This window comes from Microcella sp. (assembly GCF_030645145.1).
GTDB lineage: Bacteria > Actinomycetota > Actinomycetes > Actinomycetales > Microbacteriaceae > Microcella.
Map to the genome: position 1 here is coordinate 1 of NZ_JAUSMI010000116.1, position 12,358 is coordinate 12,358.

At 72.4% G+C, this 12,358-nt stretch carries 12 protein-coding genes and 2 rRNA genes; 11 read left to right on the plus strand and 3 right to left on the minus strand.

From position 1 onward, the window contains the following. From Q7T15_RS07975 to recN, 8 genes are all read left to right on the plus strand, one after another. Nucleotides 1-414, plus strand: a 23S ribosomal RNA gene (locus Q7T15_RS07975); the annotation flags it as partial. 127 nt (nt 415-541) lie between these two features. Then, nucleotides 542-658: ribosomal RNA gene (rrf, locus tag Q7T15_RS07980) — 5S ribosomal RNA — on the plus strand. Between the two features lie 1,006 nt (nt 659-1,664). After that, nucleotides 1,665-2,513 carry a hypothetical protein gene (locus tag Q7T15_RS07985; protein WP_304695055.1) on the plus strand — a complete coding sequence of 283 codons (849 nt, stop codon included), beginning with the start codon at nt 1,665-1,667 and terminating at the stop codon, nt 2,511-2,513. After that, complete coding sequence (locus tag Q7T15_RS07990; RefSeq protein ID WP_304695057.1) at nt 2,503-3,531, plus strand: HAD-IIA family hydrolase; 1,029 nt, start codon at nt 2,503-2,505, stop codon at nt 3,529-3,531. The genes Q7T15_RS07985 and Q7T15_RS07990 overlap by 11 nt, the downstream gene beginning before the upstream one ends. 16 nt (nt 3,532-3,547) lie before the next feature. Continuing rightward, entirely contained in the window at nt 3,548-3,766 is a 219-nt protein-coding gene (locus Q7T15_RS07995; protein WP_055899337.1) for a hypothetical protein, read from the plus strand. 7 nt (nt 3,767-3,773) lie between these two features. Beyond that, nucleotides 3,774-4,610 carry a TlyA family RNA methyltransferase gene (locus Q7T15_RS08000; protein WP_304695060.1) on the plus strand — a complete coding sequence of 279 codons (837 nt, stop codon included), beginning with the start codon at nt 3,774-3,776 and terminating at the stop codon, nt 4,608-4,610. Next, nucleotides 4,607-5,608: an NAD kinase gene (locus tag Q7T15_RS08005; protein WP_304695062.1), complete on the plus strand. Its 1,002-nt coding sequence runs from the start codon at nt 4,607-4,609 to the stop codon at nt 5,606-5,608. Before Q7T15_RS08000 ends, Q7T15_RS08005 begins: the two co-directional genes overlap by 4 nt. After that, complete coding sequence (recN, locus tag Q7T15_RS08010) at nt 5,605-7,305, plus strand: DNA repair protein RecN (protein ID WP_304695064.1); 1,701 nt, start codon at nt 5,605-5,607, stop codon at nt 7,303-7,305. Before Q7T15_RS08005 ends, recN begins: the two co-directional genes overlap by 4 nt. Nucleotides 7,306-7,327: 22 nt before the next feature. Here the strand turns inward: recN and Q7T15_RS08015 are convergent, their stop codons facing one another. Beyond that, nucleotides 7,328-8,173: a hypothetical protein gene (locus Q7T15_RS08015; RefSeq protein ID WP_304695066.1), complete on the minus strand. Its 846-nt coding sequence runs from the start codon at nt 8,171-8,173 to the stop codon at nt 7,328-7,330. Between the two features lie 73 nt (nt 8,174-8,246). Between Q7T15_RS08015 and Q7T15_RS08020 the strand changes: the two genes are divergently transcribed. The 3 genes from Q7T15_RS08020 to Q7T15_RS08030 are packed head-to-tail and all read left to right on the plus strand — an operon-like array spanning nt 8,247 to nt 11,520. Beyond that, complete coding sequence (locus Q7T15_RS08020; RefSeq protein WP_304695068.1) at nt 8,247-9,938, plus strand: CTP synthase; 1,692 nt, start codon at nt 8,247-8,249, stop codon at nt 9,936-9,938. Beyond that, nucleotides 9,935-10,540, plus strand: a complete 606-nt coding sequence (locus Q7T15_RS08025) for an NUDIX hydrolase (RefSeq protein ID WP_304695070.1) — start codon at nt 9,935-9,937, stop codon at nt 10,538-10,540. Before Q7T15_RS08020 ends, Q7T15_RS08025 begins: the two co-directional genes overlap by 4 nt. Continuing rightward, nucleotides 10,537-11,520, plus strand: a complete 984-nt coding sequence (locus Q7T15_RS08030) for a site-specific tyrosine recombinase XerD (protein WP_304695072.1) — start codon at nt 10,537-10,539, stop codon at nt 11,518-11,520. The genes Q7T15_RS08025 and Q7T15_RS08030 overlap by 4 nt, the downstream gene beginning before the upstream one ends. A 9-nt stretch (nt 11,521-11,529) precedes the next feature. Here the strand turns inward: Q7T15_RS08030 and Q7T15_RS08035 are convergent, their stop codons facing one another. Together Q7T15_RS08035 and Q7T15_RS08040 are read right to left on the minus strand one after the other, a co-directional pair. After that, nucleotides 11,530-12,099 carry a hypothetical protein gene (locus Q7T15_RS08035; protein WP_304695074.1) on the minus strand — a complete coding sequence of 190 codons (570 nt, stop codon included), beginning with the start codon at nt 12,097-12,099 and terminating at the stop codon, nt 11,530-11,532. Further along, a partial coding sequence (locus Q7T15_RS08040; RefSeq protein ID WP_304695076.1) for a hypothetical protein occupies nt 12,096-12,358 on the minus strand: 263 nt, incomplete at its 5' end. The genes Q7T15_RS08035 and Q7T15_RS08040, both read right to left, overlap by 4 nt.

Below are 12,358 nucleotides of genomic sequence, written 5' to 3' on the forward strand. Positions count from 1 at the left end.
TGGCACCTCGATGTCGGCTCGTCGCATCCTGGGGCTGGAGTAGGTCCCAAGGGTTGGGCTGTTCGCCCATTAAAGCGGTACGCGAGCTGGGTTTAGAACGTCGTGAGACAGTTCGGTCCCTATCCGCTGCGCGCGTAGGAAGTTTGAGAGGATCTGACCCTAGTACGAGAGGACCGGGTTGGACGAACCTCTGGTGTGTCAGTTGTTCCGCCAGGAGCACCGCTGATTAGCTACGTTCGGGATGGATAACCGCTGAAAGCATCTAAGCGGGAAGCCGGCCTCAAGATGAGACTTCCATACCCCTTGTGGGTGAGAGGCTCCCAGCCAGATTACTGGGTTGATAGGCAGGATGTGGAAGAGGGGACTAAAGACCCTTGCAGCTGACCTGTACTAATAAGCCGATGACTTGACAACACCCCCACCCTTGGTGGGGTTGAGTATGCGCTTGCGTCCACTTTGTGGTTCTCGATTGACGGTCGGGATCCGCGCACAGACACACTTCTAGTGTTCTGTCCGTAAACGATTGATAAATCAATAGTGTTTCGGCGGCCATAGCGAAGGGGAAACGCCCGGTTACATTCCGAACCCGGAAGCTAAGACCTTCTGCGCCGATGGTACTGCGAGGGTGACCTCGTGGGAGAGTAGGACACCGCCGGACTTCTTTGTGAAATGGCCACCCAGCAATGGGTGGCCATTTTGCGTTAACGCAGCGTCACGACGACGCGCATCGAGACAACACCACAGGAGTCACCATGGCCGAGCGCCCCGATCGACCCGAGCGCGACCGCGATCGACCCCGCCGAGACGATCGGCCGTCGACCGGCAACGGCCGCGGCGGTGCCAGCGGTGCGCCCCGGGGCGGCGCCACCGGTGGAGGCTCTCGCGGCAATGGTGCCGGGTCCGGCAGTTCGGGCAGTGGTGGCCGGTCGGCCTCCGGTGCGTCGCGCCCCCGTCGCGAGGGCGATACCCCTCGGGGCGATCGTCCCTGGAAGCGCGATGGTGAGGCTCCGCGTCGGGATCAGCCGTGGAAGCGCGACGGCGAGTCTCCGCGTGGTGCTCGCCCGGATCGCACCGATCGTCCCCGTCGTGAGGGCGACGCCCCTCGAAGTGATCGTCCGTGGAGGAAGGACGGCGCCTCGAGCGCCGACCGCCCGTGGAAGCGTGATGGTGAGGCGCCGCGTCGCGACCAGCCCTGGAAGCGCGATGGCGAGGCCCCGCGTGGCGCTCGTCCGGATCGCTCCGATCGGCTCCGCCGTGAGGGCGACGCGCCTCGCAGTGATCGTCCGTGGAAGAAGGACGGCGCGCCTAGCGGCGACCGCCCGTGGAAGCGGGATGGCGAGGCTCCGCGTCGCGATCAGCCGTGGAAGCGCGACGGCGAGGCCCCGCGAGGTGCGCGACCCGATCGCACCGATCGTCCTCGCCGTGACGGCGATGCTCCTCGCGGGGCACGGCCGGACCGCACCGACCGTCCGCGCCGCGATGGAGACGCCCCCCGGGGTGACCGCCCGTGGAAGAAGGACGGCGCCTCGAGCGGGGACCGCCCGTGGAAGCGCGACGGCGATGCGCCGCGGTACGACCGGCCGCGGCGCGATGATGCGCCGCGCGGTGCGCGGCCCGAGCGGGGCGACCGTCCGGCTCGGAGCGCCGGCGCACGTCAGGAGGGCGTGCGGACGCGCCGAACGGACGAGGTGGAGGCTCCTCGTCATGTCGACCCGAGCATCCCCGAGGACATCACAGGGCGCGAGCTCGACAAGAGCGCGCGCTTCGAGCTCAAGACGCTCAGCAAGGAGAACGCCGACCGCGTCGCGCAGCACCTCGTGATGGCGGCGACGCTCATCGAGGAGGACCCGGCGCTCGCGCACGAGCACGCTCTCGCGGCCGGGCGCCGCGCGGGCCGCGTCGCGGTCGTGCGCGAGACGCTCGCGATCACGGCGTACGCGACGGGTGACTTCTCGCTCGCGCTGCGCGAGCTGCGCACCTATCGCCGGCTCTCGGGGTCGAACGAGCAGCTGCCCCTCATGGTCGACTGCGAGCGCGGTCTCGGCCGGCCGGAGAAGGGCCTCGAGCTCGGGCGGTCGGTCGACCGGTCGACGCTGAGCGTGCCGACGCGCGTGGAGCTCGCGATCGCGATGTCGGGCGCGCGCCTCGACCTCGGTCAGAACGAGCTCGCGCTCACCGAGCTGGAGATCCCGCAGCTCGACCCGACGACGGCGTACAGCTACAGCCCGGCGCTCTTCGACTCCTACGCGGTCGTGCTCGCCGAGCTCGGGCGCGACGAGGAGGCCGCGACGTGGGCCTCGCGCGCGGATGTCGCCGCGCAGGCGATCGGCGATGCCGAGGGCGACGTCGACGAGATCATCGAGATCGTCGAGGAGGAGCTCGAGGAGCTCGAGGGCGAGCAGGCCCCCGAGTCGACGGTGGAGCGAGCCGCGGAGCGCGCCGCCGAGGCCGGGGAGGATGGGGCCGGCGAGGACGAGGCCGGGGTGGACGAGGAGGGCGCGGATGCTCGGTAGGTTCCGCAAGGCGCTCCCGACGCCGCTGACCGACCGGGATGCGCTGCTGCTCGACCTCGACGGCGTCGTGTACACGGGCCCCGGCGCGATCCCGCACGCGGTCGAGTCGATCAACCGTGCGGCCGAGCAGCTCCGGGTCGGGTACATCACGAACAACGCCTCGCGCACCGACGAGTCGGTCGCCGAGCACCTGCGCGAGCTGGGCCTGCACGTCACGGCGCCGGACGTCGTGACGAGCCCGCAGGCCGCGGTCCGCGTGCTCGCGACCCTCGTCGAGCCCGGTTCGCGCATCCTCGTCGTCGGCGGCGACGGCCTCGTGAGCGAGGTCGAGAGCGCGGGCTTCACGGTCACGCGATCGGCCGAGGACGACCCGGCCGCGGTCATCCAGGGCTTCGCGCCGCACGTCGGGTGGGAGCACCTCGCGGAGGCGAGCTTCGCGCTGCACACGGGCATCCCGTGGGTCGCGACGAACACCGACTGGACGATCCCCGTGGCGCGCGGCATCGCACCCGGCAACGGCACGCTCGTCTCGGCCGTGCACCTCGCCGTCGGCCGCCTGCCCGTGTTCGCCGGCAAGCCCGAGAAGGCGATCTTCGACGTCGCCGCCGAGCGGTTCGGGGCATCCCGCGCGCTCGTCGTCGGCGACCGCCTCGACACCGACATCCTCGGCGGCAACCGCGCCGGTATGGACACCGCGCTCGTGCTCACGGGAATCGACCACGCCAAGCAGGTGCTCGCGGCCAACGCGACGATGCGGCCCACGTACATCCTCGACGACCTGCGCGGGCTGTTCGAGCCGTACCCGGAGGTGCGCGAGACGACCGACGCCGACGGCGTGCGCACGATCGAGGTCGGCGAGACCGTGGTCATGATGCGCGAGAACGTCGTGCGGGTCGCCTCGCGCGGTCGCGACGACCTCGACCTGCTGCGCGCGGGCGCCGCGGCGATCCACGGCAGCGGGCTGCAGATCTACGGGATCGACGTCGACCCCGCCCTGCTCGCCCTCGCCGGAGGCTGAGGAGTAGCCTCGACGCATGAGCGACCCCGAGGGAATCAGCAGCAGCGGTGGCGCCCCGGTCAACGACCCGGGCGTCGTGCACGAGGTGCAGGTCGATGAGGCCTTCCTCACGCGCATCTCGCTCATCGACGACCAGCCGCTCGGCGACCGCGCCGCGTCCTTCGGTCAGCTCGCGGACGAGCTGCGGGCGCACCTCGAGGGCACCGACGGCGACGTGCGCCGGCCCGGCGCCTGACCGCGGCGTGATCGACGACTCGATCTCCCGACTCGACGTCGCCCTCGTGGGGCGCGGGCTGGCTCGCAGCCGCGCCACGGCCCGCGCCGCGATCGAAGCGGGGCGCGTCTCCGTCGACGGGCGCGCGGTCGTGAAGGCCGCGCATCCGGTCGCCACGTCGTCAATCGTCGAGGTCGAGGGCGAGGACCACTACGTGAGCCGCGCGGCGCACAAGCTCGTCGCCGCGCTCGACGTCAGCGGCATCGATCCGGCGGGGATGCTCTGCCTCGACCTCGGCGCGAGCACGGGCGGGTTCACCCAGGTGCTGCTCGAGCGCGGCGCCCGGCAGGTGATCGCGCTCGATGTCGGGCACGGACAGCTCGCCGCGAGCATCGCGCTCGACCCCCGAGTCGTGGCGGTCGAGGGCGAGAACGCGCGCTTCCTGACCGCCGCGCGGCTCGCCGAGGCGAGCGGCGTGGTCGAGCGGCCCGACCTCGTCGTGGGCGACCTGAGCTTCATCTCGCTCGCGCACATCCTCCCGGCGATCGTCGAGACGGTCGGCACCTCGGTGCCGGTCATCCTGCTCGTGAAGCCGCAGTTCGAGGTGGGCCGGACGGGCATTCGCGAGGGCATCGTGCACGACGCGGCGCTGCGGGAGGACGCGATCATGGGCGTGCTCTGGGCGGCGTTCGATCTCGGGCTGCTCGCGAGCGACGTCCGCTCCTCGCCCATCGTGGGGACGAACGGCAATTCCGAGTATCTGGCGGTCTTCCGGCCGGGCGCGGGGGAGCATCCGACAGAATGGAGGAGCCGCGTCGCCGCGATCGCGCGAGCGGCACCCGCCTGTAAGGAAGGCTCCCCGTGACCGCTCGCCACATCCTCGTCGTCGCCCATACGGGGCGGCGCGAGACGCTCGACGCGGCCGTCACGGTGTGCGGTCTCCTGCGCGACGCGGGCCTCGTCCCCGTGGTCGACCCCGAGGCGATCGACGACCTCCGCGGAGCGATGGGCGACGGCGAGCTGCACGTTCTGGGCACCGATGCCGCGGCCGGTGAGATCGGCGTCGGCGACATCGAGCTCGCGATCGTGCTCGGCGGCGACGGCACCATTCTGCGCGCGGCCGAGCTCGTGCGCGGCGGGAGCGCCCCGCTGCTCGGCATCAACCTCGGCCACGTCGGCTTCCTCGCCGAGAGCGAGCGCGACGACCTGGGTGCCGCGGTCGGGCGCGCTCTCGATCGCGACTATCTCGTCGAGGAGCGCATGACGCTCTCTGTTCGGGTCAAGCTCGACAACGAGATCATCCACGAGACCTGGGCGCTCAACGAGGCGACCGTCGAGAAGGCGAGTCGCGAGCGCATGCTCGACGTCGTCATCGAGGTCGACGGGCGCCCGCTGTCGAGCTTCGGCTGCGATGGGGTGGTCATGGCGACGCCCACGGGCTCGACCGCCTACGCGTTCTCGGCCGGCGGTCCGATCGTGTGGCCGAGCCTCGACGCCCTCCTGCTCGTGCCGCTCAGCGCGCACGCGCTCTTCGCCCGCCCGCTCGTGGTCGGCCCGAACTCCTCGCTCGCGGTGGAGCTGCTCGATCGCACGCCGGGGCTCGGCATCCTCTGGTGCGACGGGCGCCGGGCCTTCGACCTGCCGATCGGCGCGCGCGTCGTCGCCCGCCGCTCCTCCACCCCGGTGCGGCTCGCGCGCTTGCACCAGGGGCCGTTCACCGACCGGCTCGTCAACAAGTTCGCCCTGCCCGTGACGGGATGGCGCGGTCCGATCGACGCGCCCGACGCCGCCGCACCGGCGACCGGGGCCATCCCGATGCCCGGAGCACCGGGCGACGCGCCGGAGGGAGGCGCCGCGGCGTGATCGACGAGATCAGCATCCGCAGCCTCGGCGTCATCGGCGAGGCCACGCTGCCGCTCGGGCCCGGCTTCACGGCGCTCACGGGCGAGACAGGCGCCGGCAAGACGATGGTCGTCACCGCGCTCGGGCTCCTGCTCGGCTCGCGCGCCGACTCCGGCGCCGTCCGCCTCGGCAGCGACCAGGCGCTCGTCGAGGGCCGCTGGCGCGTCGACCCCGAGGGGGCCGTCGCCGAGCGGGTGCGGGATGCCGGGGGCGACATCGACGGCGACGAACTGATCCTGAGCCGCTCGCTCTCGACCGAGGGCCGCAGCCGCGCGGTCGTCGGCGGTCGCTCCGCCCCCGTCGGGGTGCTCACCGAGATCGGCGAGCAGCTCGTCGTCGTCCACGGTCAGAGCGATCAGCTGCGCCTGCGCTCGACCGCCGCGCAGCGCGACACCCTCGACCGCTTCGCCGGCGCCGAGCTGCAGACCGTTCTCGGCGACTACCGCGAGGTGCACGAGCGCTGGCTCGAGGCCCGCGCCGACCTCGACACGCTCGTCGCGCACCGCGAGGCGCGCGTGCGGGAGGCGGAGGAGCTGCGTCTCGCTCTCGACGAGATCGAGTCGGCGGCCCCCCAGCGCGGCGAGGACGACGAGCTCGCCGCGCGCGCCGATCGGCTCGCGAACGTCGAGGATCTCCGTCTCGCCGCCGCGCAGGCCCACGACCTGCTCTCGAGCGAGTCGGTCGACGACGGCCGCGACGCCGTGAGCCTCGTCGAGGCCGCGCGCCGCGCCGTCGACCGGGTGGCGGGGCACGACGCCCAGCTCGAGCCGATCGTCGAGGCGATCGCGAACGCCGGCTACGTGCTCGGCGAGGCCGCCGTGCAGCTCTCCGGCTACCTCGCCTCGCTCGACACCGACGGCGGCCGCGAGCTCGAGATCGTGCAGGAGCGCCGTGCCGAGCTCTCCGCGCTCGTCCGCAAGCACGGCTCGAGCCTCGACGACGTCATCGACACACTCGAGCAGGGCTCGGCGCGGCTGCTCGAGCTCGACCAGGACGACCTCCGCGTCGAGCGCCTCCGAGCGAGCGTCGACGCCGACCTCGCCGCGCTCACCGCCCTCGCCGAGCGGGTGACGGCGCTGCGGCGAGCAGCGGCCGAGCGGCTGGGTGAGGCCGTCACCGCCGAGCTCGCCGCGCTCGCGATGCCCAACGCGCGCCTCACCGTCGACGTGATGACGCGCGACGACTTCGCCGGGCACGGCCGCGACGACGTCGCCATCCTGCTGCAGCCCCACGCGGGCGCCGAGCCCCGACCCATCGCGAAGGGCGCGAGCGGCGGCGAGCTCTCGCGAGTGATGCTCGCCCTCGAGGTCGTCATCGCCGGCACCGACCCCGTTCCCACGTTCATCTTCGACGAGGTCGACGCGGGGGTCGGCGGCGCGAGCGCGATCGAGATCGGCCGGCGGCTCGCGCGCCTCGCCGAGACGGCGCAGGTCATCGTCGTCACCCACCTCGCCCAGGTGGCCGCGTTCGCGACCAACCACCTGCGGGTGATCAAGGGCGACGACGGCGAGGTGACCGCGTCGAGCGTGCAGCAGCTCGAGGGGGAGGAGCGCATTGCCGAGATGGCGCGCCTCCTGAGCGGTCTGCCCGACAGCGAGAGCGGGCTCGCCCACGCGCGCGAGCTCATCGACGTGGCGCAGGAGAAGGCGCGGGCGTAGGTCGCAGCCGGGCTCGATCGAGCTAGTCGAGCCGCTCGATCGTGACCGTCGTCACGGCGTCCGGTGCCGGCGGATCGACGAGGGTGACGCTCGCCATCAGGACGGAGTCCGGGTCGAACCCCGCGGGCGCCGCGAAGAAGCTCGTGGTCGGCGACATGTCGGCCGTGCACACCTCCGCCGGTCGCGGTTCGACCGTCAGCGCGAGCACGTCGCCCTCGACCGAGGCGGCCGTCGGCAGCGCCGGGCAGCTCGAGCTGCCGAAGGTCACGAGCGCGATGACCGACTCGCGCAGGAGAACGCGCGGCTCGAACGACTCCGGGGCGCCAGGCGGCAGGCCCGAGGCCAGACCCGTCTCGTAGGTCTCCGCGACGGTCCCGAACCAGCCGCCGACGAGGTCGACCGTCCACTCCGAGGTCGGCGACTCGAAGCCGGAGCTCGCGAAGGCGCTCTCGACGAGCACGACCTCGGCCGTCTCGAGCGACCCGATGAGCTCCTCCGGCACGGCGAGCTCGTGCGCGCGCGGCGCGAGATCGTCGGTGCAGCCCTCGGCGGGGGCCTGCTCGAAGCGCACGGCGACCGTCGTGCCGTCGACCGCCTCGACCTCGGTGGCGTCGAAGACGCACGAGCCGCTGCCCCACGTGACGAGCCAGAACCGGTCGCCCTCCTGGGTGACCCAGCCGACGGGCGGCGTCGGGTACGTGTCGATGAGCGGGGCCGGGCGGGGCGCCTCAGCCTCGGGCCACCCCTGCTGCGCGAGGAGAGCGACGGGTTCGGGCGCCGCGGCCGGCGACGCGCATCCGCTCATCACGACCGCGGACGCGACCGCCAGCGCGATCGCCGCGACCCGAACAGGAGGCTTCGTCGACATAGCTGCGACCGTACGCTCACGGCGTGCGCGCGTCGAGGTGCGGCAGGTCACGATTCGGATAGCATGGAACCCCGTGGCGAACACTTCCGACTCGGGCCCCAAGATCACCAAGCACATCTTCGTGACCGGGGGTGTCGTCTCCTCTCTGGGCAAGGGCCTCACCGCCGCGAGTCTGGGCAATCTGCTCACCGCGCGCGGGCTGCGCGTCGTCATGCAGAAGCTCGACCCGTATCTCAACGTCGACCCGGGGACGATGAACCCGTTCCAGCACGGCGAGGTCTTCGTGACCGACGACGGCGCCGAGACCGACCTCGACATCGGGCACTACGAGCGCTTCCTCGACATCAATCTCGGCCAGTCGGCGAACGTCACGACGGGGCAGATCTACTCGCAGGTCATCGCCAAGGAGCGCCGCGGCGAGTACCTCGGCGACACCGTGCAGGTGATCCCGCACATCACCGACGAGATCAAGCGCCGCATGCGCCTGCAGGCGCAGGACGACCCGCAGCCCGACGTCATCATCACCGAGATCGGCGGCACGGTCGGCGACATCGAGTCGCAGCCGTTCATCGAGTCGGCGCGCCAGGTGCGCCACGAGCTCGGCCGCAAGAACGTCTTCTTCGTGCACGTGAGCCTCGTGCCGTTCATGGGCGCGTCGGGCGAGCAGAAGACAAAGCCGACGCAGCACTCGGTCGCCGCCCTGCGATCCATCGGCATTCAGCCGGATGCCCTGGTGCTGCGATCGGACCGCCCCGTCACGAGCGCCAACCGCCGCAAGATCGCGCTCATGTGCGACGTCGAGGAGGCCGGTGTCGTCAACGCGGTCGACGTGCCCTCGATCTACGACATCCCGTCGATGCTGCACAGCCAGGGCCTCGACGCCTACATCATCGACCAGCTCGACCTCGAGGCGGGCGAGGTCGTCTGGGACGGCTGGCGCGAACTCCTCACGGCCGTGCATGAGCCCAAGCGCGAGGTCACGATCGGCCTCGTCGGCAAGTACATCGACCTGCCCGACGCCTACCTGAGCGTCACCGAGGCGCTGCGGGCCGGCGGCTTCGCGCACCAGGCGAAGGTCGTCATCCGATGGATCCCGAGCGACGAGTGCGAGACCCCCGAGGGCGCGGCGAAGATGCTCGGCGACCTCGACGGCATCTGCGTGCCGGGCGGCTTCGGCGTCCGCGGCATCGAGGGAAAGCTCGGGGCGCTCAAGTTCGCCCGCGAGAACAAGATCCCGACGCTCGGCCTGTGCCTGGGGCTGCAGTGCATGGTCATCGAGTATGCGCGCAACGAGGCGAACCTGCCGGGGGCATCCTCGACCGAGTTCGACCCGGAGACCGAGTTCCCCGTCATCGCGACGATGGCCGAGCAGGTCGACATCATCGCCGGAGGCGACCTCGGCGGCACGATGCGCCTGGGCCTGTACGAGGCCGCGCTCGCGCCCGGCTCGATCGTCGCCGAGGTGTACGGCGCGGAGGTCTCGCACGAGCGCCACCGCCACCGCTACGAGGTCAACAACGCCTACCGCGAGCAGATCTCGGCCGCGGGCCTGCAGTTCTCGGGCACGAGCCCCGACGGCACCCTCGTGGAGTACGTCGAGCTGCCGCGCGAGGCGCACCCGTACTACGTCGCGACGCAGGCGCACCCCGAGCTGCGCTCGCGCCCGAACAACGCGCACCCCCTGTTCGCCGGGCTCGTCGGCGCCGCGATCGAGCGCCAGCTCGCGAGCCGGCTGTTCGACGACGAGGCGGCGGCCGAGGCGTGAGCGCGAGCGCGGGCGTGGCGGCGGGCGACGAGGTCGTCGAGCCGCTCGCCGACGCGGCGCACTCCGTCGAGGTGCTCGACTCCGACGTCGTGTTCGACGGGAAGGTCTGGGACATCCGGCGCGAGCGCTTCGCCTACGGCGACGTGACGCTCGTCCGCGAGTTCATGGAGCACCCCGGCGCGGTCGCGGTGCTCGTCATGGACGAGGCGGAGCGCGTGCTGCTCATCCAGCAGTACCGGCACCCGATCCAGGCGCGCGACTGGGAGATGCCGGCGGGCCTGCTCGACATCGAGGGGGAGGACCCTCTCGTCGCCGCCCAGCGCGAGCTCGCCGAGGAGGTCGACCTCGTCGCCGAGCACTGGGAGCCGCTGCTCACCCTGCACACGACCCCCGGCGGCTCGGACGAGGTCATCACGATCTACCTCGCGACGGGCCTCTCGCCCACCGAGGAGGCCTTCGCCCGCGAGGCGGAGGAGCTCGACATGACCCTGCGCTGGGTGCCGCTCGACGAGGCGGTCGACGCCGTGCTCGCGGGCCGCGTCCGCAACGGCATCCTCATCGCCGCGGTGCTCGCCGCGCACGCGCGACGCACCCGCTCGTGACCTCGATCGCGACGATCGCGGGGGATGCCCCTCCCGCGCTCGTGCGCGCGATCGAGACGTACGTGAGGCACATCGCTCTCGAGCGCGGACGCAGCCCGCACACCGTGGCGGCGTACCGCCGCGACCTGCTCCGCTACGCCTCCTTCGTCGGCGGGCTCGGGCGGCAGGAGCCCGCCGAGATCACGAGCGCCGACGTCGCGGCTTTCGTGACCGAGCTGCGCGACCCGCGCGGGCCCCTCGACGAGAGCGGCGCGGCTCCGCCCCCCGTGAGCGCGTCGAGCGCCGCGCGCATGCTGTCGAGCGTGCGCGGGTGGCACCGCTTCCTCGTCGAGGAGGGCATCCTCGTCACCGACGTCGCGGTCGACCAGAAGCCGCCCCGCCAGCCGAAGCGCCTGCCGAAGGCGATCTCGATCGCCGAGGTCGAGCGGCTACTCGAGGCGTGCGCGGGGGAGGACCCGCTCATGCTGCGCGACCGCGCCCTGCTCGAGCTGCTCTACGCGACGGGTGCCCGCGTGAGCGAGGCCATCGACCTCAACGTCGACGACGTGATCGGCGACGACGCGCGCGTCGGCACAGCCGTGCGGCTCTTCGGCAAGGGCCGCAAGCAGCGCATCGTGCCGCTCGGCCGGTACGCGCAGGAGGCTCTCGATGCGTACCTCGTGCGGGCGCGGCCGCTCGCGGCTCCGCGCGGAGCGGCGACGCCCGCCCTCTTCCTCGGCGCGCGCGGCGCGCGGCTCAGTCGGCAGTCGGCGTGGCTCGTGATCCGCGCGGCGGCCGAGCGCGCGCACCTCGACGTCGAGCTCTCGCCGCACACGCTGCGCCACTCGTTCGCGACGCACCTCATCGAGGGCGGCGCCGACGTGCGCGTCGTGCAGGAGCTCCTCGGCCACGCGAGCGTCGCGACGACCCAGATCTACACGCTCGTCACGGCCGACGCGATGCGCGAGGCGTGGGCGACGGCGCACCCGCGCGCGCGGTAGCGGCGCGGCTCAGCCGTCGGAGCCGGGCTCGTCGGGCGGGGGCTCGTCGGGCGCAGGGTCGGGCGACGGGGGCCTCGGCCGCTCGATGAGCCGGGCATCCCCTCTCGGGCGCCACTGGATGACGAACTCGTCGCCGTCGACGAACAGGAACGGCCGCGGCGAGCTCAGCGGCACGAAGCCGCGGCGCTCGATGTCGTCGATCGTCATGCACCCCTGCACGGTGCCGACCGTGCCCGGCGTCGTCTCGACCGAGAGGCAGACCACGTCGTCATCGCCGAAGAAGCTCGCCTCCGAGCCCGCGCTGCGGTAGGCCCAGATGCGCTGCCCCGTCTCGCGCGTGCGGCTCGGCGCCTCGAGCAGCAGTCGCGCGTCGATGTCGTTCCGCGTGCCGCCGAGGATGCCGTCGGCGGCGAGCTGCTCCGCCTTCTCGGTCTCGAGCTCGGTCGCGGGGCGGTCGAAGACGGCGAGCGAGGGCTCGCCCGGCGCGGTGAGTGCGACCGTACCGGCCGCCGACAGGGCGAGGATGCCCGTGAGGGCGAGCGCGCGGACGCCCGGCCCGCGGGCCGCGGCGCCGATCACGGCTCGCCCCGCACGAGCTCGCCGCTCGGCAGCCAGCGCGCGGCGACCCCGTCGATGGAGATCTCGATCCCCTCGACGGCGAAGCTCTCGACGGGCGCGCATCCGCCGCCGTTGCTCTCGCGATCGGCGATCCACAGGCAGAAGGTCGGCGCGCCGCCGAGACGCCCGATCGAGTCGTCGTCGCCCGCGAGCAGCCCGACGTACTGCACACCGTCGATCTCGGCGAGCAGGAGCGGGCCGGCGATCGTGTCGGGCGTGT